Raw genomic sequence first — 21873 nt, 5'->3', positions numbered from 1 at the left:
GCAATAGCCCTCCTGCAAACGCCATCGTCACGCCAGCGTGGATGCGCGCTGCGTCGTTACCCAACTTGAGCAGAACCTCGTGGGGGTATTCAGCGCTCAGCTAGACCTGCACCATCGGGTGATCGTGAATGGCCAGCGCGCGCATCACCGCCGCGGTGCGGGTTTCCACGCCCAACTTCACATAGACATGCTCCAGGTGCTTTTGCACGGTGCGGGGGCTGATGGCCAGCAGCGCAGCAATATCGGCATCGGTCTTGCCGCAAGCCAGCCAGTGCATCACCTCGGTTTCGCGCTGCGTCAGGCGGCAGGCGCTGATGTCGAGCACCACCGGCCAGTACGAAGACGGCGCGTCAGCGGCAGGCGGAGCGACGGCCTGATGTGCCTGGCGGTACAAAAAGGCCAGATGCGGACGCAACAGATCTAGCCGCTCGCGGTCGTGTTCGTCAAAATCAAGTCCGCGCCGGTTCAGCACCACGCTGGCCAGCGTGCGTTTGTCCTTGAACAGCGGCATGGCAATCGCGTATTCCAGCCCGATGCGGCGGTAATAGTCGGCATACAGGGCGCTATGCTGAAAATCGTGCCGACTCACCAAGTCAGAGATGCGGCGCGTCAGCAGGCCGCCGTCAAAACCATGGTGGCGCACCAGGGGGTGCTCGAAAAAATGCTGATCGAAGCAGGCTATCTCGTCGCTTCCCAGACGCATGCCAGGCAGACCAACCACTTGGCGATGGCCGGTTTGCAAATCGCAAACCGACAGCGTCGTCAGTTCGGCGGCCACGTAGTCATGTAGCGCCTGCACCACCGCGTGGGCAAAGCGACTTTCGTCGCCCGTCTGCCGTTCAACCCGCGCAAGCAGCCGCAAGGCACCGGCGTAATCATTTCGGGTCAGGTGGTTCATGGCGTGGCGTCAGTTCGGCAAGGCATACGCATTGCTGCGTATTGGCAATTGGCCCAGGCAGCTTCAGGATGCCGTGGTGGGCCTTCCTTTCGATTTCAGTATAGGTAGCCCCACTAGTCCGTGCAAGTGCGCTCACGAGGAGAGAAAAGGAGGACAGCATGGCCATCAATGAAGCGAAGCTCAACGAATTCATGGGCCGGTTCGTGCAGGATTTCGGCGCCGTCATGCACGGCGATGCACGCTATTTGCGCGAATGGCTGTCGGCCCAGTCTGCCAGTGCTTACGTCTGTTACGACCCTGGCAGCGAACGCTTCTCGATGACCGAAGAGCAGGCCTTTGCGCTTGCCGAAAAAGGCTGCCCGGCCTTGATCCCCGGTGTCTTCCAGATGCGCGCAGGCCGGCGAGGCGCGCATGCGCCAAGTCGTCACGCAAGGCGGTTTCACGCATTTCCGGCGCGCCACCGAAACGCCATTCAACCTGGTTTATGAAGCCCGTCCTTAAAGAGAGGAAACATCATGTCACGCCAATACATTGATTGCCGCGAATACCCCAGCACCATGAACTGCAGCGTTGCGCTGTCGGCCGACAATGACAAGGAGTTGCTCGAAGCCGCCGTGCAGCATGCGGTTGCCGTGCATGGTCACAGCGACTCGCCGGAGCTGCGCAAGCAGCTGGCATCCATGTTCAAGCCGGGCACGCCGCCACTGACGGCACAAGCCAAAGCTGCGTAACGCAGGGCCAGCGGCGGTGCTGCTGGTGCAGCGCTGACCGCTTCCTTTTTGCTATCTATTTAGTAGCATTTTGCGCCCACCCTACAAGGGCTACAGGCCAATTTTATGCATAAACTCCAGAAGCAAGAGGAGTGCGTTCATTATTTGGGCTGGTCGCTGAGGCGACGGTTTGGCAAGCGTGCCAAACCCTACACCTGACTTCATTCATCACGATTTCGCATCCAATCTGCCGTCTGAAAAACGAGGCTTTAAGCTGGCGGCGCAAAGCCTCATCAACGCCGGTTTCGACCATGGCTTGGTCATGCATGCCAACCGCACAAAAACCAGAACTGCCGCTGGCGAGCATTTTCCAGCGTGCGGCCATGCGCCGCACGTCATGCGCCGTAGGCCGGCTCCAGATCCATCAAGTCTTTGTGCAGTCAGATGGTGAGTTGAAGGACCTGTACCCCGTCCCACGAATTCATACAAGCTCAGGGAGCTTTCAATTCTTGTGAAGCATTTTTTTGACCACTTCTCGATGATTACCAGGCCTTGCTTTGCGTTAACTTGTTGATGCGTGGGACCCTTACTTCCCACTCATCAGGCGGTGCATCAGCAAAGCGGAACGCTTGGTGAGAGGCGGCTGTTCGTCGAGATTCACCCACTCGCCGGGCGCGTGCTCATTCCCGCCAAGCGACCCAAGGCCATCGAGCCCTGGCACGATCGCTGCGACAAACGACACATCGCCAGCGCCTCGCTTGGACGGATCATGTGCGGTGATCGTCCCAGTGCCAAGATCCCGGGATACGCCATCAAGCGTCGCGAGCAAGGCGCGATTGCCATCGGTCGGCGCCATTCCCGGCAAGCCATCGATAAAAGTGATCGCAGCTGAGGTTTTCGGCAACGACTTCGCGACGATAGCTCGCATCTTCTCTCGGGCACGATCAAGCTGATCACCTGAGAGAAAACGCATGTCGCCCATGACGACCACCGACTGAGGCACGACAGTGGCTCTTCCCATGGCCACGCCGGTAAAGGTCAGCGCGTCAAATTTCACGTCTGTACCGCCAGCGATGACTCCGGGATTGAATGTGAGATAGGGTTCACGCAGCTCATCGTGAAACGCCGAGAGTATGCGGGCGGCCTCGAAAACGGCCCCACTGCCCCGCCCCTCGCCAAAGATGGTGGACGAATGCCCAGGCGACCCGGTCACATCCAGGCGCCACATGCTGAAACCCCTTCGCCCAGTCACTGCCGTGCCCGGGGAGTAACCCTCGAAGGCGAGCGCGATATCACTGCGCTTCGCTGCATCGACAAGCGCCGCACGGCTCTTCTCGTAAGGTTTTCCCATGTTCTCCTCATCGCCTGTGAAAAGGACGATGATCTGGCGATCCTCCAGGGCGCCGGCCGCATGCAGGGCACGAAGCGCCTCGATGGCGATCACGTTGCCGCCTTTCATGTCGGAGGTGCCGCTACCGTAAGCCTTTTGCCCTTCTCTGCGGAAAGCTTCGTCCTGGAACACGGTATCGAGGTGGCCGATCAGCAGCAGGCGTTTGCCCACCGTGCCGCGACGTTCTGCCATGAAGTGCCCCGCTCGCCCGACCTCGGTCTGATCGACCCAGCGCGTCTCGAATCCAAGCGCCTGTAGTTCGGTGGCATACAGGTCGGCGAGGCGCTTGACTCCCTCGTGGTTTTTGGTGGCACTCGGGATGTTGACGGTACGAGCGAGAAGATCAATGGCGGCCTCTGATCTTTGGTCGACATGGCTGACGATCTGTTGCTCGACCTTGGTGAGCTCAGCGGCCGCGACGGCGCAGGCGCTAGCAGCGAGGCAACAGACTAAAGAAATTGAAAGCACTCGTCTCATATTTTTTAACTCCACTCATAAATAAAGTGTGCTTTCGCATCGTTGCCAGCACTGCATTCCACAGACTGAGGACTCAGCTGAACAAGTCAATTTCTCGAAATTTGAGCCGTCTTAAATCAATACCCTGCACGGATCACCGACGAGAAATAAGGGACTTATTCAGCGAGTCCTTAAAGCGCCGTTTAGCGCTCTATCGTCTTATTCCAGCGCGCATTCCAGGCGGGGCGGTTTTCGTTGATCACGTCCCAATCGACGGTGACGGCGGTCTTCATGTAGTCGCCAAATTGTTTCAGTTTTAACTTGGCATCATCGCCCACGGCTTGCGATTTGGGGTTGGATGGAATCTGGTTGCCATGCTGCAAGCCGGCAGCCTGCGCCTCGGCAGTGAGCAGGTATTCGGCCAGCTTTTGCGCCAGCACCGGTTCGCTGTTGTTGGCCAGAACACACTCGGCCGACATCAGCACCACCGAGCCCTCCTTGGGCTGGGCGTATTCGACCGCGATGCCTTTTTCCTGAAGGCCGGCGACGGCGGTGGGGGTCAGCGGCGCAATCGCGGCTTCACCGGTCTGCATCATTTCTGACAACTTGGCCGAACTGGGGATGTATTCGAGCACATTGCTGCCTATGCTGGTCTTCCAGGCATTGAAGCCGGGCTCGACATTTTTATCGGTACCGCCCTTGATGCGGTTGAACATCAGGAAGCCATGCAGGCCAAAGGTCGAGGACGATAGCGACTGGAACACGACCTTGCCCTTGAATTTCGGGTCGGCCAGATCCATCCAGGAGGTGGGCGCGGCCCAGCCTTTTTCGGCAAACATTTTCTTGTTGTAGACCAGGCCCGTCATGCCCATGGTCACGCCGGTCGCCATGTCGCCCTTGAAGCGGGCGGCGGGAAATACTTCATTGAGTGCAGCGCTGGGTTTCATCTTTTCGCACAAACCCATGCCAATGGCGCGCACCATGATGCCGTCGTCCAGAAACATGACATGCATTTGCGGCTTGTCCTTGTTGGCCTGGGCCTTGGCCAAAATGTCGGACGAGGTGCCGGGCACCACCACCACTTTCGCGTTGTTGGCTTTCTCGAATGCCGGGAAAACATGTTCGGTCCAAGTTTTTTCCATCACCCCGCCATTCATGCCGATATACAGGGTTTTGGTTTGGGCCATGGCGACGCTGGCGGACATGCCGGCCACGGCAAGGGCGAAAGACACCGCGGTCATGCGGGCGGACCAGAAACGTGAGGACAGATGCATTTGAAATCTCCTGAAAGTAGGGGAATGGTTTTAGACAACTGCGGAAGGAAAAAGCCCGGTGGTTGCCACACGCGGACTTTCGGAAAAGCGCGAAACGGAAAATGCCTCAATCGGTGTGGACGTTTGGCCATCACGCACCAGATCGGCCAGCACCGCACCGACTGCGGGACCGAGCTGAAACCCACCGCCGGCAAAACCGAATGCATGAATCAGGCCTGGTGTGGTGGCGCTGGGGCCAAGCACCGGTTGGCGGTCCGGCAAATAGCCTTCGGTGCCGCTCCAGGTGCGAATGATGTGGGCATTGCGCAGCGCCGGCAGCAGCTCAACCGTCTGCTGCATCAGCGCAGCCAGGCCGCTGCGTTGCACCCGGGCACGCTGCTCGTCCAGCGCATAGCCGCGGCCGCCGCCAATGACGCAGTTGCCGCGCGCCACCTGGCGCGCGTAAACGCCGCCGCCTTCCACGCCCAGGCTGAAATTTAGGAACAGCGGCAGCGGCTCGGTCACCGCCATCTCGGGATGGCCGGATTCCATGGGAACGGCTTCGCCAAACTGCGCGGCGATGCTGCCGGCCCAGGCGCCGGCGCAGTTGAGTAAATGCTTGGCGCGGACTTCCAGCACCTCGCCCGAGCGCAGGACAAAGGCCGCGCCGTCATGCGTCACCTCATCGACACGCGTCTGCTCGCGTATGTCGGCGCCCTGGCGTTGCGCGGCCCGCGCAAAAGCCGGCGATACCAGGCGCGGATTGGCTTGCCCGTCCTCCGGGCACAGGGACGCACCCACGGCTGCCTGTCCCAGCCAGGGGCAGCGCTCTCGCAGAGCGCGGGCAGACAGCATTTCGAGCGCCATGCCAAAGTCTTGTGTGCGCTCCCGGTAACTTTCCAGTGCGGCCAGATCAGCCTCGCTGCGCGCGATCTTCAGATGGCCGGAGCGCTGGTATTCGCCGTCCAGGCCTATGAGTTCCGGCAGCTGGGCCCAGAGGCCTTGCGCGCGCTGAGACAGCGGCAACTGGCTGAGCGGCCGTCCCTGGCGCCGCACGCCGCCGTAGTTCACGCCACTGGAGCGCGAGCCGCACAGGTCGCGCTCCAGCAGGACAACAGACAAACCCATGCGGCGCAGAAACAAGGCGGCCGAAGCGCCCATGATGCCGCCGCCAATGATGGCCACGTCGGCGGAAAGACGTTCCCTCATGCGGCCTCCTCCTGCGTCTGGACTTTCGCCGCAAAGGGCAAGGGCTTGATCGGTGCCTGGCCGCGCAAGCGGCCCACCGCATCCGGCGACGTGGCACAGGCTTGCGCCAGAATTTCCGCCGCGGCGACGCCGCAGGTCCGGCCCTGGCAGCGGCCCATTCCCACGCGTGTCTGCGCCTTGAGCCGGTTCATTTCGCGCGCGCCGGTGTCGCTGACGCATTGCCGCAACTCGCCCGCCGTGATGTTCTCGCAGCGGCAAACTAGCAGCTCGTCGGGGGCGCTGACGGCCCAGTCTTGTGGAAAGGGAAAGGCACGCTCCAGCCCGACGCGAAACGCCGCGGTCCGCGCCAGCCGGGCTTCCAGTTCAGCGGCCCGCGCAGCAGCCACGGGCTTGCCGGCATCGGCCAGCAGCGCCAGTGCCGCGCGCTCGCCTGCCCACTCGGCGGCGTCCGCGCCCATGATGCCGGCGCCGTCACCTGCCAGGTAGACGCCAGGCACGCTGGATCGCCCTGCCCCATCGCGCTCGGGCAAGGCCGCGCGCTGCAAGCCGTCGTAGGCAAAGCGGCAGCCCAGCAAATCAGCCAACTGGGTTTCCGGGCGCAGCGCATAGCCAAAGCCCACGGCGTCGCAGGCCAGCGCGTGCTCGGCATGCTCGTCGCGCCAGTGCATGGCTGCGACCTGCGCCCCGCCCGTGGCCCGCAGCAGCCGCACGCCCTGATGCACAGCCACGCCATGGGCGCGCAACCAGCCCAGGTAGTACAGGCCTTTGGCAAACAAGGCCGGCTGGCGCAGCATGGCGGGCACTGCCGCCGCCTTGTCCTTGAAGCTGGCGGTGTCCAGCACCGCCACCACCTGGGCACCGGCCTTTGCATACTGGTAGGCCACCAGGTAAAGCAAGGGCCCGGTGCCGGCAAAAACCACGCGCGCGCCAATGGCGCAGCCCTGGTACTTCAGCGCCACCTGCGCCGCACCCAGGGTGTAGACGCCGGGCAGGGTCCAGCCCGGAAACGGTAGCACGCGATCGGTCGCACCCGTGGCGACTATGAGCTGGCGATAAGGCAGCGTGCTCATCTGCCCCTGGCAAAGCAGATCAAGCCGGCCGCCCTCGGCGCTCCAGACCAGGGTGTCGGGCCGGTAGTCGACACGGTCCAGGATACCGGCCATGGCGCTGTGCAGCGCCTCGGCACGCCCGGCTTCAAAACCATAGAGCGTGCGCTTGGGCCGCGTGAAACCGGCAGGCGGCTGACGGTAAATCTGCCCGCCCCAGCGCGGTGCCTCATCCACCACCACAGGCCGCACACCGTGCGCCACCAGCGTTTGCGCCGCACGCACGCCGGCCGGCCCGGCGCCAACAATGACCGCTTGCAAGGCAGCTGTCATGAAGACTCCCCTGTGCCCGTCAGCAAACGCATGCCTTCTTCAATGAAGGTGCCGCAAGCGCGCAGGCGCTGGCCGGACTCGGTGGCGATCCAGCAGTCCTGGCAGGCGCCCATCAGACAAAAGCCGGCGCGCGGCTCGCCGCTGAACTCGCTGCGCCGCAGTTGCGCGCCGTGCGTCAGCACCGCGGTCAGCACGGTGTCGCCGGCCAGCGCGCTCAATGCTTGGCCGTCAAGCACAAAGTCCACAGGGGCGCGGCCGGTTTCGGCCAGGCGGTGAAAAAGTGCCACGGGGTTTTCTTTAATGGACGGGCTCATTTGTGCCCCACCAAAATCTTGTCCAGACCGTAGACGCGGTCCAGCACCAGCATGGCCACAGCCGTCAGCGCCACCATGAGCGCGGAGACCGCCGCCATCAGCGGATCAATCGATTCGGTGGCGTACATATACATGCGCACCGGCAAGGTCACGGTGGACGGCGCGGTGACGAAGATGGACATGGTCACCTCGTCAAAGCTGTTGATGAAGGCCAGCAGCCAGCCGCCGGTCACGCCGGGCAGGATCATGGGCAAGGTGATGCGCCGAAACACCGTGGCCTGGCTCGCGCCCAGCGACAGCGCCGCCTGCTCCGCGCTGCGGTCACTGCCCTCGACCGATGCTAGCACCAGCCGCAGCGCATAGGGCGTGATGACGACCACGTGCGCCAGTGCCAGCCAGAAGAAGCTGCCGGTCGCGCCTATCAGCGAGAACGTGCGCAGCAAGGCCACGCCCAGCACCAGGTGCGGAATGATCAGCGGCGAAAGAAACAGCCCATTGAGGAAATCGCGCCCGGGAAAACGGTGGCGCGCAATCGCCAGCCCGGCCGGAACGGCCATGAGCGTGGCCAGCGTGGCCGCGATGAAAGCCAGCCACAGGCTGTTTTTAAAGGACTGCACAAAGTCGGGATGGGCAAACACCGCCCTGAACCAGCGCAGCGAAAACTGCGTGGTCGGAATGCTGAGCGTGTTGCCTGGCGTGAAGGCCACCAGGCAGACGACAACCAGCGGCGCCAACATGAAGACAATGACCAGGGCATTGAAGAAAAGCGCGACAGGACCGTTTTTTGACATGATGCAGCCCTGCTTAACCGAGTGATTTTTTGTAGGAGCGTTCCAGCACCCGGTTGTAGCTGAGCATCAGCACCAGGTTGGCCAGCAGCAGCGTGAGCGCAATGGCCGCGCCCAGCGGCCAGTTGAGCTCGTGCAGGTACTCGTCATAGACCACGGTGGCTACCATCTTCAGCCGCCGCCCGCCCAGCAGGCCGGGAATGGCAAAGGCGCTGGCGGAGAGGCCAAAGACGATCAGGCTGCCCGACAGCACGCCGGGCAGCACCTGCGGAAAGATGATGCGGCGCAAGGTGGTGAAATGCGAGGCCTGCAGCGACAGCGCGGCGTCTTCCACACCGGGATCAAGCTTTTGCAGCGAGGTCCAGACCGGAATCACCATGAAGGGCAGCATCACATGGACCAGGGCGATGACGACCGCCGCCTCGGTGTAAAGAATGCGCATGGTCGGCAGGCCCAGGGCGCGTATCAACTGGTTCACCAGGCCCTCTGGGCCCAGCAACATGCTCCAGCCGAAGGCGCGCACCACCACCGACACCAGCAAGGGCGCCAGCACCACCAGCAGCAAGATGGAGCGCCAGGGCGCACGCATGCGGCTCAGCACATAAGCCTCGGGCGTTCCCACCACGATGCAAATCAGGGTGACCAGCGCCGATATCCAGAAAGTGCGCCAGAAAATGGCGTGGTAATAATCGTCGGTGAGCACCGCCGCGTAATGCGCCAGGGTGAAGCTGTTCTTGACGCCCGTGGCATGGTCGAACACCTGGAAGGACAGCACGGCCGTAAGCGCCAGCGGCACCAGCAGCAGGCAGGCAAAGAGCAGAAAAGCCGGTGCCGACATCAGCCACGGCACGCGAGCCTTGTGTGACCCAGGAGACTTGGCGGCGCGGCCAGCCTCCACGAGCGGCGCAGCCAGCGATGCCGCACTCATGCGGTCACCTCGCCCGCATGCGTCGCACCGGCCAGCAAGCGCACCTGCTGCGCCGACCACTCCAGCCCGGTGCGCATGCCCTCTTCCACCGGCGCCGCCTCATCGTTGGGGCAAACCACCACCAGTTCGCCCGCCGCCGTCTCCACCCGGTAAAGCCACTGGCTGCCGAGGAAAAAACGCTCGCGTACGGTGCCCGAAAGGCGGTCACGGCGCTCGGGCAGCAGGCGGATTTTTTCGGGCCGCAAACTCAGCACCACCGCGTCGCCCACACCCACGCCGGGCGCCTGAACGTCCAGCGACACCGCGCCGAGTTGCACCGTGGCCCAGCCGCTCGTGGCCGTGGCGCTAACCCGGCCTTCGAGCAGGTTGGCCTTGCCGACAAAGCTGGAAATGAAGCGCGTTTGCGGATGCTCGTAGAGGCGGTGCGGCGCATCGATCTGCGTCACGCGGCCGCCCTCCATCACCACCACGCGGTCGCTGATGGACATGGCCTCGGTCTGGTCGTGCGTGACCATCACGGTGGTGGTGCCAACCTTGCGCTGGATCTGCCGCAACTCGAACTGCATTTCCTCGCGCAGCTTGGCGTCCAGATTCGACAGCGGCTCATCAAGCAGCAGCACCTGCGGCTCTATCACCAGGGCGCGGGCCAGCGCGACCCGCTGGCGCTGGCCGCCTGAGAGTTCGCGCGGGTAGCGCGTGGCATGCGCCTCCAGATGTACCAGGGCCAGCGCGGCCTTGACGCGCTCGGCGCGCTCGGCCTTGGGCACCCGGCGCATTTCCAGGCCAAAACTCACGTTGTCATGCACGCTCATGTGGGGGAACAGCGCATAGCTCTGAAACACGATGCCCAGGCCGCGGGTATTGGGTTTGGCGTGCGTGATGTCGCGGCCGGCCAGCGTGATGCGGCCGGCGCTCACGTCGGCAAAGCCCGCCATCATTTGCAGCGTGGTGGTCTTGCCGCAGCCCGAGGGCCCCAGCAGCGAGACGAACTCGCCTTTTTCCACGGACAAGTTCATGTCGCACACCACTTGCGCTGTGCCGTAGCACTTGCTCACGTTTTCCAGCGTCAGAAAAGACATCGGCAATACCTCCCCACAAAGAGCAGGCAGTCAGCACGGAAAACCTGCCGTAAAGACGCCTTGAAGTGGCTCATGCTAGAACTAGCCTGGAAAAAACGTCAACGGGTTATTCCGTATATTGGTATAAAAATTTAAATAATTCCGAACAACGGAATTTTTATAGAATTAAGCACCACTTAATTCCAACCTAGGCGGATTCATGAAAGAAGACGACAGCAGTTCCAGCAGCGTGCAGCGCGCCTTTTCCATACTGCGGGCGCTGGCCATCACACAGGCCAAGGGCGGGCGCATCACCCACATCGCGAAGGCCACCGGGCTGACCCAGGCCACCACCCACAGGCTGCTGCAAAGCCTGGTGGCCGAGCGCGTCGTGGAGCAGGACGCCGCGACCAAGCTCTACCGCCTGAGCCTTGATTTTTTTACGCTGGCGGCGCAAGCCGGCAACGCCATGGACTTGCGCGGGCTGTGCCGGCCTGCGCTGCTGCGCCTGTGCGCCAGCCTGGGCGACACCATTTTTCTGCTGGTGCGCAGCGGCTTCGACGCCGTCTGCCTGGACCGCAGCGAAGGCCCTTTCCCGATCCGCTCCTTCACCGGCGACATAGGCGGCCGGGTGGCGCTGGGCATGGGCCAGGGCAGCCTGGCCATACTGGCTTTCCTGCCCGAGTCCGAGCGCGAGGAGGTGATTCGCTACAACCTGCCGCGGGTGCGTGAATACGGCGTCTACGACGAGGTCTATTTGCGCACCGAGATAGCGCGCGTGCGCGAGCTGGGCTACGCCGGGCGCAACACCAACCTGCTAGACGGCATGGCCGGCGTCGGCGTCCCGGTGCTGGACCGCGAGGGCCGTGCCGTGGCCGCGCTCAGCGTGGGAACGCTGTCATCGCGCCTGAGCCCCGACCGCCTGCCGACCGTGGTGCAACTGCTCAAGCGCGAAGCGGAGGCCCTGGGTGCGCAGATCAACCCCTTTGACAGCACGCTGCGCCGCCCGGCGCAAAGCCTGGCGCCCAGCGACAGCGCATGATGCGTCGCCCGGCCGTTGGCTGGATCGATAGTTGCTATCAAATAAGGAGCTGTTTGCACCTATACCTATTGGGCTAGAGGCCTATTAGATGCCTAAAACAGCTATTCAAGAGGCCCAACCCGGGTTTTCGGCTTCACCGGCCTTGCCAGGGGCCGTTTTTGGGATTTTTTCCGGTTTTCTTAACAAATAGTGGCTATAGCCCAATAAGGTCGGGCGAAAACAGCTATCAAATTAGCAGCAGGCATTGTGCCCACCTGTCCAACTCAGAATATGTCGGCTGGCCGATCGGCCAAGGCCTGCTCGCGCAGCCAGGCGCGCAGTTGCAGCAGCGGCCGCCAGTGGGCTTTTTGTGTCGGCCAGACCAGGTAGTAGGCGAAATCCGAGCTCAGGGGCAGCTCAAACGGCACCGCCAGCGTCCCGTCGGCAATGTCGTCCGCCACCAGAAAACGCGGCAGCACGGCCAGGCCCAACCCGGCCTTGACAGCCTGGGCAATCATGGAAAACAACTCGTACTTGGGCCCGACGCTGGCAGCTGGCGTGTCGTCAACGCCGGCCAGGCGCAACCAGGCCACCCAGGCCTGTGCCCGTGTGCTTTGGTGAATCAACGTGAACTTCAGCACGTCGGCCGGATGCTGCAACAGACGCTGACTGAGCAACGCGGGGCTACACACCACCACGCTCTCCTCGCCCATCAGGTATTCGGACGCTGTGCCCGGCCAGTCAGGCCGGCCATAGTGAATGGCCGCATCCAGGCCGGTCAGCGAAAAATCAAAGGGCAGCAGGCGCGTGGACAGGTTCAGCGTGACGTACGGATGCGCCTTAAGAAAGTCGGGCAGGCGGGGAATCAGCCACTTGGTGGCAAAGGTCGGGACCACGCCCAGCTCCAGCGTGCCGCCCTCGCCCTTGGACGAGGCCAGGTCCAGCATCGCCGCCTCCAGCGCATCCAGTGCCGGGCTGACGCGCGACAGCAGCGAACGGCCGGCGTCTGTCAACTCAAGCTGGCGCGGCAGGCGCAAAAACAGACTCACATCCAGGTCCTGCTCCAGCCCCAGCACCTGGTGGCTGACCGCACTCTGGCTGACCGACAAATCCTGCGCGGCCAGCGTGAAACTGCCCCGGTGCGCCGCCGCCTCGAAGGCCAACAAGGCCTGGGTGGAGGGGATTTTTCGGCGCATCGCATGAATATAACTCATGCGCGCATTGAAATACATCCTTTGCGCACGCTGCCGAATGTCCGCAGAATCCAGTTTTCCCGCGCCATTCCAGGCCTTGATTCCCCCGTAAAAAATGACCCAGTTCCAGATTCTTCCTGCGACTTGCCTGACGCCAGCCGCCGTACGCACCCTGCATGAAAAAAAGTACGTTCACCCCAAACTGACCCAGGCGGCCGCCTGGAGCTGGCCTTTGATGCCGGCAATGCCACCGGTATTTTCCGCATGACCGCCGCCGCCTGAACCCTGCTGCTCAGGCCGAGCCATCGGCCTGGCCTGGCCGCCCCCTTCACAATCACCCCAAAGGACTCCCCCATGACGCACGCCAACGATGTCTCATCCCTACTGCATGCCCTGGGCCTCAGCGCCGACCTCGACAGCCAGGCCGCGCAGGCCATAGCGGTGCACACGCCGATTGACGGCAGCCAGTTGGCGCGCATCGCGGTCAGCAGCCCGGCCGACGTCGATGCGGCGCTAGGGCGCGCGCAGCAGCGCTTTTTGCACTGGCGCAATGTGCCCGCGCCCAAGCGCGGCGAGCTGGTGCGCGCCTTTGGCGACACGGTGCGGCGCCACAAGCCCGAACTGGCGCGGCTGATCTCGCTGGAGACCGGCAAGATCCTGCAAGAAGGCCTGGGCGAGGTGCAGGAAGTCATAGACATCTGCGAATTCGCGGTGGGCCTGTCGCGCCAGCTCTACGGCCTGACGATTGCCAGCGAGCGGCCCGACCACAAGCTGCTGGAAACCTGGCATCCGCTAGGCGTGGTCGGCATTATTTCGGCCTTCAATTTCCCGATGGCGGTGTTCGCCTGGAATGCGGCGCTGGCCCTGGTCTGCGGCAACACCCTGGCCTGGAAACCCTCGGAGAAAACGCCGCTGTCGGCCATCGCGCTCAATGGCCTGCTGCTGCGCACGGCCAGGGAGCTGGGGCTGGAGACCGAGGGCCTGAGCGAGCTGCTGATCGGTGAGCGTGCTGTCGGCGAGGCGCTGGTCAATCACCCGCAGGTCAAGCTGGTCAGCGCCACCGGCTCCACCGCCATGGGCAAGAACGTCGGTTTGGCCTGCGCGGGTCTGTTCAAGCGCTCGCTGCTGGAGTTGGGCGGCAATAACGCGGCCATCGTCTGCCCCTCGGCCAATCTGGAAATGGTGGTGCGCGGCGCGGCCTTTGCCGCCGCCGGCACCGCTGGTCAGCGCTGCACCAGCTTGCGCCGGCTGATCGTGCACCGCTCCATCTATCCGGCGCTGGTGGAGCGCCTGGTCGCCGTCTTTGCCCGCCTGCCGGTGGGCAACCCGCTGGCCGAGGGCACGCTGGTCGGCCCACTCATAGACGGCCGCGCTTTCGAGGCCATGCAAGCCGCGCTGGCGAGCGCGCAAGCGCTCCAGGCCAAGGTGCATTTCGGCCAACGCGAGGCAAGCGACGGCACTGGCCACTATGTGCGCCCCGCCATCGTCGAGCTGAGCGAGCAGGCCGGCCCCATGCTGCAGGAAACCTTCGCGCCCATTCTCTACGTCGTGCCCTATGACGAGTTCGATGAGGCCATTGCCCTGAACAATGCCGCGGCGCACGGCCTGTCGTCGGCGGTCTTTACCCAGGACTTGCGCGAAGCCGAGCAGTTCACCTCGGCGCGCGGCTCGGACTGCGGCATTGCCAACGTCAACATAGGCACCAGCGGCGCGGAAATCGGCGGCGCTTTCGGCGGCGAGAAGGAAACCGGCGGCGGCCGGGAGTCGGGCTCGGACGCGTGGAAGGCCTATATGCGCCGCGCCACCAACACCGTCAACTACGGCAACAGCCTGCCGCTGGCCCAGGGCATTCGCTTCGAGATTTAAGTAAGCCGGATTTTTCTGAGTGACCGCGCTTCTTGGCCCCCAGGCCCAGGACGCGCAGCACCTCGCTTTCAGCGCTCCCACATGAGCGCCTTCTGGCTGTCCGTGTAGTAGGTCCGTGTCCGGACTTCATCTGCAACTCCCCGTCCGCTCATGCAGGTTTTAGTGTGTTGCATAGACCGCTTGAATCCGCAGCTGGAGGCCGACCTTCAAGGGAATAGCGTCAACGACGCTACCCGCGGGAATCTGAACGGCTATTCACCGCGGTTGCGCATCCAGTCGGCCGTCTGAAAGAAGGACGCATTAAGCCGCGTACGCAGGCCTTCGTCGACCCCGGTCTCCCGCATGGCCTGGTCCATGCAGGCAAGCCACTGGTCACGCTCGGCAATGCCGATGGAGCCGCCTCCGGTGGATTGCGGCATGTGGCGCATACGCAGGCGCGGGTGGCCGAAGCGATCGGTGTAGTGTTGCGGCCCACCTAACCAACCGCACAAAAACCAGAACAGCCGCTGACGGGCGTTATCCAGCGTGCTGCCGTGCGCGGCGCGCAGGGCCTGGTAGCCCGGCTCCAGGTCCATCAGGTCGTAGAAGTGCTCGACCAATGCCTTGACGCGTTCCTCGCCGCCAATCCAGGCGAATGGGGTTTCAAACGGCGGATTACCGGGTGGTTTTTCTTCGATTTGCATAAGAGTCGCTATTCAAAAGAGCTTGCAGAATTTCAATTATCCGGATCAGGACCAGACACATAAAAGCCTATTACGGTCAATAGATCAATTTTCCAGGCCTTTTGCCCACCCGTGGGCTGTGATGTTGTGCCTATTGTTTAGCCGCACCACCATTTGCGTTGCAGGTGTAACAAGTTCAATGACGCTGAACTGTGAGGAGAACTACCGCTCCAACCCTCATGACTCAATATCTGAAAGGCGCAGCGAAACGCCTTACCTTTTCGCTGGTGGTGCTATCTGCCTTGAGCGGATGCGCGGTTTATGGACCAGCCCCCGTGCCTTACGCCTATGGGACGGACGCCAATGGCCAAGTCGTTTACGCGGCGCCCCCCGTTTATGCAGCCCCCGCCTACATTGGGCCGCCGGTCTTTTTCAACTTCGGCTTTTGGGGTGGCGGTCGCGGTGGCCGGGGCGGCGGTCATGGTCATGGCGGTGGCGGCCACGGTGGTGGTGGCCATGGCGGCGGCCATCGTTAAACGCCTGCTTGCACGCTCACACTTGGCCGGGACGGCTGCTCATTGAGCGGCGCGGCGCAGTGTTTCCACCACAGGTGTATTCAATACCGATCGCAAGCCCCACCAGCCTGCAGCCAGTGCCAGCAGCGCACCGGCCAGGCTGCCAAAAATGGGCACGCTCCAGGAACCAGTCCAGCTGAAATCAAACACATAACGCGCCAAAGCCCAGCCCACAGCCAGCGCCACTATGGAAGCCAGAAAACCGGCCAACAGCCCAACACCGGCCAGTTCGGCGCGCTGCACCTGGCGCAGCAGTGAGGCTCTGGCACCCACGGCTCGCATGATCGCAAATTCACGAGCGCGCTCTTCACGCGTGGCGGTGATGGCCGCAAACAGCACGACCAGTCCGGCCGCCAGCGTGAAGCCGAACAAGAATTCGACCGCGCGAATCACCTGATCAAGCACGCGCTGTACCTGCGCCAGCGTGCTGCTCATATCCACATTGGTGATGTTGGGAAAGGTCTTGACGAGGGCGTTGTCAAAGCTTGGCGATTTGGCCTGGCCTGCGATCACAGGCGCAGCTTCGGGTGCGCGAAAGGCGCTGATGAAGGACACCGGCACCTCGGCGGCCAATTGCGCCACCGGATACATGACAAAAAAGTTGACGTGCATGGAACCCCAGTCAACCTTGCGCAAGCTGGTGATTTTGGCCTCGCTAAGCTGACCGGCCATGTCAAAACGCAGTTGATCACCAAGCTTGAGACCCAAGGTCTTGGCCAGCCCCTCTTCCACGCTCACGGCATCCTTTTCACCGGCTGTCCAACGCCCAGCCACCACCTGGTTATGGCTGGGTTGCTGCGCGCTGTTGGAGAGGTTGAACTCTCTATCGACCAGGCGCTTGGCACGGTCTTCCTCGAAGTCATCGGGCGTGACGGGTTTGCCGTTAATCGCCACCAGACGGCCGCGAATCATAGGATACCAGTCGAACTTTTTCACGCCAGCGTCGCGCAGCGCCTGCTGAAAGGCATCGCCCTGATCGGGCTGCACATTGATGACAAAACGGTTGGGCGCGTCTGGCGGCGTGGCCTGGCGCCAGCTGCTGATGAGATCGGTGCGTAACAGCACCAGCAGCATCAGCGCTAACAGCCCGACGGCCAGCGCGCTGGTCTGCACCACGGCATAAACCGGGCGCGCCGACAACTGGCGCGTGGCCAGCATCAGCCAGCGCGGCGCGCTACCCTCGTTGACGCTGGCGCGTAGCACCTTGACAGCGATATAGCTGGCGGCGGCAAACACCAGCACGGCGCCCAGGAATCCACCAACGGCAATCAGTCCCAGCTTCCAGTCACTGCTGGCGGCCAGCAGCAAGGCCGCAAAGCCCAGCACGCCCAAGCCCAGCACCAGCAGCGAAGCCGGCCTGAGGTTGCCGACATCGCGACGAATCACGCGCAGCGGCGGCACCTGGGCCAGTTGCAGCACCGGCGGCAGGCCAAAGGCCAGCAATAGGGTCAGGCCCATGCCCATGCCGAAAGCGACCGGCCAGAAGGTGGCGGCGGGCAGCACGGTTTCCACCAGTCCGGCCAGCAGCAGCACAAAGCCGTAATGCACCGCAAAGCCCAGGGCCACGCCCAAGGCGCTGGCTATCAACCCGGCCAGCACAAACTCGAAGGTGTAGGCCAAGGCAATCGTGCGCTGGGGTTGTCCCAGCACGCGCAGCATGGCGCAGTCATCCAGATGCTTGGCGGCAAAACTGCGCGCCACAATGGCGACCGCCACGGCGCTAAGCAAAGCGGCCAGCAGCGCCACCAGATTGAGGAATTTTTCGGCCCTATCCAAGGTCTGGCGCATCTCGGGGCTACCGCTTTCCAGCGACTCCAGCCGCACGCCGCGCAGCCCGGACTCGGCGCCCGGCTTTTTCAACTCATCTGTCGCCCACTGAACAAAGGCTTTGACCGCCTTGCCTTCACCCGCCACAGCCAAACGGTAGTTGGTACGGCTGGCAGGCTGAATCAGGCCGGTGGCGGCGACGTCGGCCTGGTTGACCATCACGCGTGGCGAAAAACTGATGAAGCCAGCGCCCCGATCGGGCTCCTGCACGATGATGCGGGTCAGTTTGAAGCTGGCCTCGCCCATCAACAGGGTCTGACCCAGGCTAAGGCCTAGCGCATCGAGCAGCGAAGCATCAACCCAGGCGGTGCCAGGCGCAGGAATGTCACGGGTATCCTGGCCGGCGCTCTGCGCGTTGTCGGCAACTTTCATGCTGCCGCGCAGCGGGTAGCCCTCTGGCACGCCCTTGAAGGCGACCAGCCTGGCCTGGCCACCGTCTTCGTCGCGAGCCCGGCCCATAGTGGGAAAGGTCACGGTGGAGGCGGTCTGCAAACCCAGCTCCTTGGCCTTGCTAATAAAGATAGGCGGGGTCAGGCCGTCGCTGCGCACCACGGCATCACCGCCCAGCAGTTGCAAGGCATCGCGCTGCAGCCCGGCCTTGAGTCGATCGGCAAAAAAACCGACGGCGGTGAGCGATGCGACCGCCAATGTGACTGCGACGATCAGCAAACGCAATTCGCCGGCACGCAAGTCGCGCCACAGGGTTTTCCAGCCTAGCTTCAGAAAAAGGGGTTTCATGGCATGACCATAACGCAGAAAAAATAAGCGGGAATCGCCACGGGAATACCAGGCCTTTGGCCCAGAAGATCAGGCGCTCTGATCGGCCTTGCGCTCGACGTCAGGTTTGACCACCAGGCCAGGCTGCAACCGCAGGCGATCGGCCCGGGTATAGCAAACAAAGCGCTTGTTGGTCGCCCGGCCAATGGCGCACAGCCCCACCGCTTGCGCAACCTGATGCCCCATCTGCGTGATGCCGCTGCGCGACACCACAATGGGCACGCCCATCTGGGCGGACTTGATGACCATCTCGCTGGTCAGCCGGCCGGTCGTATAAAACACCAGGCCGTCCAGGCCGAGGTCGGTGGAGGAGGCGCCCAACGAGGGCTCCCCTTCACCAGCCGGGGCCGCGGAGCCGGCTTTGCCGGGCCGCAGGCGCAGCGCCCCCTCGGGGGGCAGCGAGGACACGTCAGTGCCGAGCGTGGGGGCCATATTCATCCACATCCAGCCAGCGATGGTGTCAATGGCGTTGTGGCGTCCCACGTCTTCCACAAACAACAGCATCTCAGGCTCTTCAGCTGTCATGACAAACAGCGCACAGGCGTGTACCGAGCCGGCAGACTTGTAGGTGGTTTCCTTGAGCCGTATGGTGTTGACCAGCCCATAGAGCTGGCCCTGCGTGATGTGGGCATCTGCCGGCAGAACAATCTGGTCCACCTCGTCCATCAGGCCGCCAAACACACTGCCCTGCCCGCAGCCGGTGGTGACCACGCGTTTGGCGGTTTTTTCCTCGATGTCTTCAATGCCGTGACGGGTCTTGACGGCGGCAGCGCCTACCTCCCAGTCCACCGTGATGGATTCGATGTCGCCCACCTCTTTGACCAGGCGCTGGTTGCGCAGATAACCCAGCACCAGCAGCTCGGGGTGTGCGCCCAGGGTCATCAGCGTGACCAGCTCACGCTTGTCGACATAGACCGTGAGCGCGCGTTCGGCCGGGATGGATATCTGGAGCGACTCACCGTATTCATTGACGGCGGCTATCTCACAGGTGAGCGGGGCACGGGCTTGGGTCAAAAATGGCAGGGACATGGCCCAAGCCTAGCGCAAAAAGGCCGGCACCTTGCGGAGCCGGCCCTGAATGAGTAAGGGGAATTTCAGGATTTGTTGGCCGGATTGACCACGGCATCTGGCTGCTTGCCGCTTGGCGGGCTGACAGCCGTGGCGGCCGGCGAATGTGCGCCCGCGGCTTCTATGGGTTTGGCGGCCTCAGGCGGCGTGTAAGCAAAGGCACCCGGATCAGCACAGGCCGGCGTGGCCAGCGGTGGTTTGACGTCCTTGCCCGCAGCCTTGGCGGCTTTGTAATAGCTAGCGGCCACCTTGTCCTGCGATTGGCACAGCTGGTAAGCATCCACCTTGCCCGCCCAGGTCGCCTTGGCGGCGGCCTCCGCAGCCTTGGCCTTGGCATCGTCGCTAGGCGCAGGCAATTTAGCCAGCGAGAGCAGGGACACGCTGGCAAGGCAAACAGTGATCAGGATTTTTTTCATGGAAATTCTCACTTTTAAACCTGGATGGTCTGGCTCGGCGGTGTGGGCTCACTGCGCTGGGCAGGTGTCCTGCCGGCCTTGACATCGTCATACCAGTATTCGTGGTGCTCTTTGGCCCAGGCTTCATCAACATAGCCTGTTTTCATGGCCTTGTAGGCGCCCTGCATGCCTATGGTGCCCAGGTAGATATGACCCAGGAACATGCACATCATGAGCACCGTGGCCACGGCATGCACCATGTGGGCGATTTGCATGGTGGCGCGTTCGTAAACCAATCCCGGCAACAGCTTATCGAGCACAAAACCAGACGACACCACCACCACACCGAGGAAGAACACACCGCCCCAAAAAATCAGTTTTTCACCAGCGTTGAAACGGTTGGAAGCCGGCTCGGCGCCACCGAGCAGACCGCCACCCTTGAGCAGCCAGTTCATATCGCCTTTTTGCGGCCAGTTGTCGCGCAAAAAGGTGAAGAACACAATCACCAGCGACACGGCAAACAGCGGTCCGGCAAAATTGTGCGCGGTTTTTAACACCCAGCCGAGCCAGCCAAACAGCGTGCTGCCCATGACCGGCAGCAGGAAAAATTTGCCAAAGGCCATCACCAGGCCGGAGATCGCCAGGATGGAAAACGCGATCGCGTTGGACCAATGCGCCGCGCGCTCAAACGGCGTGAAGCGTTCAATCTTTCGGCCGGTGTCCGCGCCATGGGTCTTAATGCTGCCCTTGCTGAAGTAAAAAATCGCAATCGCCAGCAGCACGATCAGAAACAGCGAGCCACCGTAGGGAATGATCCAGTTGTTGCGCACCTGGCGCCAAGCCTCGCCGGCATTGGTCAGGCGCGAACCGGGGTATTGCACAAAAGGCTGGATCAGGTTGCCGGCTTCAGGCGCTTCGCTTTTGGGCAAGCTGCTGTAGCCGGTAATGCCAGCACCCACGTCGCGCCACATGGGCGCATTGTTGCCAGGCTGCACCTTGGCCCGCTCGCCGTTGGTCTGTTTGGCGTAGTTGGGGGCCGCGTCGGCGTCGGGTTTGACCTCGAAAATATTCTGGCTCTGGATGCCACCTGCGGCCGGGGAGGCCGGAGCAGCAGTCTGCTGCGTCACCACACCAGCCGCCGCTAGCGGATTCGCGGGCGCTTGTGCAGCGGCCCATCCAGTCAACCCAAGTGCTATTAAAAATATAGCTAGTCGCGCATGCTGCATATGGCCTCCGGCTATTATTTATCCGTATTCAGCTTGGTGTATTCGTTCTGGCTGTTTTGCATGCGCACCTTGAGGCCCTGCTCCCAGCTGGTCTTGTCGCCGGCTTTCCAGCCGGGCGCTGAAAAACCGTTGTCCGTGCCCTTATAAGCAGGAACATCGCTTTTGGTGCCGCTCAGGGTTTGCGGCTTTTCGCCGCAGGCGGACAGGCCGGCCACGGCGACCAGCGCGGGAATCAAGAGGGTCAGATGTTTCATGATTTGGCTCCTGCAGGTGGCTGACCGGCTTGCCGGGAGCCATAGGCCGTTCCCCAACCCCAGACCTCGGCACCCTTGCCGCGCTGCACCACACGGTTGCGGAAAATATCCGCCACCACGTCGCCATCACCGGCCAGTAGCGCCTTGGTCGAACACATCTCGGCACAGGCCGGCAGCTTGCCTTCGGCCAGCCGGTTGCGGCCATATTTTTCAAACTCGGCCTGGCTGCCGTTGGCTTCGGGACCACCGGCGCAGAAGGTGCATTTGTCCATCTTGCCGCGCACGCCGAAAGTGCCTTGCGAGGGGAACTGTGGTGCGCCAAAGGGGCAGGCGTAGGAGCAGTAACCGCAGCCTATGCAGACATCCTTGTCATGCAGCACCACACCTTCATCGGTACGGTAAAAACAGTTGACCGGGCAGACCGCCATGCAGGGTGCGTCGCTGCAATGCATACAGGCCACCGAGATGGATTTTTCACCAGGCACACCGTCGTTGAGCGTGACCACGCGGCGGCGATTGACGCCCCATGGGACTTCGTTTTCGTTTTTACAGGCGGTGACGCAACCATTGCATTCGATGCAGCGCTCGGCGTCACAGACAAATTTCATTCTTGCCATGATGTATTC

General features: G+C 62.6%; 21 protein-coding genes and 4 pseudogenes. 6 read left to right on the top strand and 19 right to left on the bottom strand.

Going from position 1 to position 21873, the window contains the following annotated elements; genetic code table 11:
- Window positions 1-100 precede the first annotated feature (100 nt).
- A complete protein-coding gene (locus tag BM160_RS22850; RefSeq protein ID WP_255368529.1) occupies window positions 101-898 on the bottom strand; it encodes a helix-turn-helix transcriptional regulator in 798 nt (265 codons plus the stop codon).
- 158 nt (window positions 899-1056) lie between these two features.
- Here BM160_RS22850 and BM160_RS23090 point away from each other — a divergent pair.
- From BM160_RS23090 to BM160_RS01350, 3 genes and pseudogenes are all read left to right on the top strand, one after another.
- Window positions 1057-1191, top strand: a pseudogene (locus tag BM160_RS23090) (SAM-dependent methyltransferase); the annotation flags it as partial.
- 97 nt (window positions 1192-1288) lie between these two features.
- Window positions 1289-1399, top strand: a pseudogene (locus tag BM160_RS23085) (SAM-dependent methyltransferase); the annotation flags it as partial.
- A gap of 14 nt (window positions 1400-1413) precedes the next feature.
- The gene (locus BM160_RS01350; protein ID WP_091999177.1) at window positions 1414-1629 is read left to right on the top strand and encodes a DUF1059 domain-containing protein; all 216 of its coding nucleotides are present in this window, start codon (window positions 1414-1416) and stop codon (window positions 1627-1629) included.
- A gap of 200 nt (window positions 1630-1829) precedes the next feature.
- Here the strand turns inward: BM160_RS01350 and BM160_RS23080 are convergent.
- The 10 genes and pseudogenes from BM160_RS23080 to BM160_RS01305 all read right to left on the bottom strand — a co-directional run.
- Window positions 1830-1933: pseudogene (locus tag BM160_RS23080) on the bottom strand (globin); the annotation flags it as partial.
- 4 nt (window positions 1934-1937) lie between these two features.
- Window positions 1938-2039: pseudogene (locus BM160_RS23075) on the bottom strand (globin); the annotation flags it as partial.
- A 155-nt stretch (window positions 2040-2194) separates the two neighbouring features.
- On the bottom strand, window positions 2195-3475 hold the full coding sequence (locus tag BM160_RS01340) for a M20/M25/M40 family metallo-hydrolase (RefSeq protein ID WP_091999175.1): 1281 nt from the start codon (window positions 3473-3475) through the stop codon (window positions 2195-2197).
- Between the two features lie 182 nt (window positions 3476-3657).
- Window positions 3658-4728, bottom strand: a complete 1071-nt coding sequence (locus BM160_RS01335) for an ABC transporter substrate-binding protein (protein WP_091999173.1) — start codon at window positions 4726-4728, stop codon at window positions 3658-3660.
- A 30-nt stretch (window positions 4729-4758) separates the two neighbouring features.
- On the bottom strand, window positions 4759-5916 hold the full coding sequence (locus BM160_RS01330) for an NAD(P)/FAD-dependent oxidoreductase (protein WP_091999171.1): 1158 nt from the start codon (window positions 5914-5916) through the stop codon (window positions 4759-4761).
- On the bottom strand, window positions 5913-7295 hold the full coding sequence (locus BM160_RS01325) for an FAD/NAD(P)-dependent oxidoreductase (protein ID WP_091999168.1): 1383 nt from the start codon (window positions 7293-7295) through the stop codon (window positions 5913-5915). The genes BM160_RS01330 and BM160_RS01325 overlap by 4 nt, the downstream gene beginning before the upstream one ends.
- Window positions 7292-7609 (bottom strand): (2Fe-2S)-binding protein, encoded by a 318-nt coding sequence (locus BM160_RS01320; RefSeq protein ID WP_091999166.1) that lies wholly within the window; start codon window positions 7607-7609, stop codon window positions 7292-7294. The genes BM160_RS01325 and BM160_RS01320 overlap by 4 nt, the downstream gene beginning before the upstream one ends.
- Complete coding sequence (locus BM160_RS01315) at window positions 7606-8400, bottom strand: ABC transporter permease (RefSeq protein ID WP_091999163.1); 795 nt, start codon at window positions 8398-8400, stop codon at window positions 7606-7608. Before BM160_RS01315 ends, BM160_RS01320 begins: the two co-directional genes overlap by 4 nt.
- Before the next feature lie 13 nt (window positions 8401-8413).
- On the bottom strand, window positions 8414-9325 hold the full coding sequence (locus BM160_RS01310) for an ABC transporter permease (RefSeq protein WP_091999160.1): 912 nt from the start codon (window positions 9323-9325) through the stop codon (window positions 8414-8416).
- Complete coding sequence (locus BM160_RS01305; RefSeq protein WP_091999157.1) at window positions 9322-10404, bottom strand: ABC transporter ATP-binding protein; 1083 nt, start codon at window positions 10402-10404, stop codon at window positions 9322-9324. The genes BM160_RS01310 and BM160_RS01305 overlap by 4 nt, the downstream gene beginning before the upstream one ends.
- Window positions 10405-10603: 199 nt before the next feature.
- On the opposite strand from BM160_RS01305, the gene BM160_RS01300 reads away from it, so the two are divergent.
- Window positions 10604-11425: an IclR family transcriptional regulator gene (locus BM160_RS01300; RefSeq protein ID WP_091999154.1), complete on the top strand. Its 822-nt coding sequence runs from the start codon at window positions 10604-10606 to the stop codon at window positions 11423-11425.
- A gap of 263 nt (window positions 11426-11688) precedes the next feature.
- Here the strand turns inward: BM160_RS01300 and BM160_RS01295 are convergent, their stop codons facing one another.
- Entirely contained in the window at window positions 11689-12618 is a 930-nt protein-coding gene (locus tag BM160_RS01295) for a LysR family transcriptional regulator (RefSeq protein ID WP_255368525.1), read from the bottom strand.
- Between the two features lie 333 nt (window positions 12619-12951).
- Here BM160_RS01295 and BM160_RS01290 point away from each other — a divergent pair, with 333 nt between their 5' ends.
- A complete protein-coding gene (locus BM160_RS01290) occupies window positions 12952-14463 on the top strand; it encodes an L-piperidine-6-carboxylate dehydrogenase (protein WP_091999151.1) in 1512 nt (503 codons plus the stop codon).
- Window positions 14464-14714: 251 nt separating this feature from the next.
- Here the strand turns inward: BM160_RS01290 and BM160_RS01285 are convergent, their stop codons facing one another.
- Window positions 14715-15146 carry a group II truncated hemoglobin gene (locus BM160_RS01285; protein WP_091999148.1) on the bottom strand — a complete coding sequence of 144 codons (432 nt, stop codon included), beginning with the start codon at window positions 15144-15146 and terminating at the stop codon, window positions 14715-14717.
- A gap of 375 nt (window positions 15147-15521) precedes the next feature.
- Between BM160_RS01285 and BM160_RS23070 the strand changes: the two genes are divergently transcribed.
- The gene (locus BM160_RS23070) at window positions 15522-15707 is read left to right on the top strand and encodes a hypothetical protein (RefSeq protein WP_177218876.1); all 186 of its coding nucleotides are present in this window, start codon (window positions 15522-15524) and stop codon (window positions 15705-15707) included.
- Here the strand turns inward: BM160_RS23070 and BM160_RS01275 are convergent.
- From BM160_RS01275 to fdh3B, 6 genes are all read right to left on the bottom strand, one after another.
- Window positions 15701-18265, bottom strand: a complete 2565-nt coding sequence (locus tag BM160_RS01275) for an ABC transporter permease (protein ID WP_091999141.1) — start codon at window positions 18263-18265, stop codon at window positions 15701-15703. The genes BM160_RS23070 and BM160_RS01275 overlap by 7 nt on opposite strands.
- A gap of 69 nt (window positions 18266-18334) precedes the next feature.
- On the bottom strand, window positions 18335-19333 hold the full coding sequence (locus tag BM160_RS01270) for a formate dehydrogenase accessory sulfurtransferase FdhD (protein WP_177218875.1): 999 nt from the start codon (window positions 19331-19333) through the stop codon (window positions 18335-18337).
- A 65-nt stretch (window positions 19334-19398) separates the two neighbouring features.
- Entirely contained in the window at window positions 19399-19788 is a 390-nt protein-coding gene (locus BM160_RS01265; RefSeq protein ID WP_091999138.1) for a hypothetical protein, read from the bottom strand.
- Window positions 19789-19802: 14 nt separating this feature from the next.
- Complete coding sequence (locus tag BM160_RS01260; RefSeq protein ID WP_091999133.1) at window positions 19803-20993, bottom strand: formate dehydrogenase subunit gamma; 1191 nt, start codon at window positions 20991-20993, stop codon at window positions 19803-19805.
- 14 nt (window positions 20994-21007) lie between these two features.
- Entirely contained in the window at window positions 21008-21247 is a 240-nt protein-coding gene (locus BM160_RS01255) for a hypothetical protein (protein WP_091999130.1), read from the bottom strand.
- Complete coding sequence (fdh3B, locus tag BM160_RS01250; protein ID WP_091999127.1) at window positions 21244-21864, bottom strand: formate dehydrogenase FDH3 subunit beta; 621 nt, start codon at window positions 21862-21864, stop codon at window positions 21244-21246. The genes BM160_RS01255 and fdh3B overlap by 4 nt, the downstream gene beginning before the upstream one ends.
- Window positions 21865-21873: the final 9 nt, after the last annotated feature.

Origin of the sequence: Polaromonas sp. OV174 (assembly GCF_900112285.1) — a bacterium.
In the GTDB taxonomy this organism is placed as follows: Bacteria; Pseudomonadota; Gammaproteobacteria; order Burkholderiales; family Burkholderiaceae_C; genus Polaromonas.
This window is presented reverse-complemented; position numbering and strand designations above follow the sequence as displayed.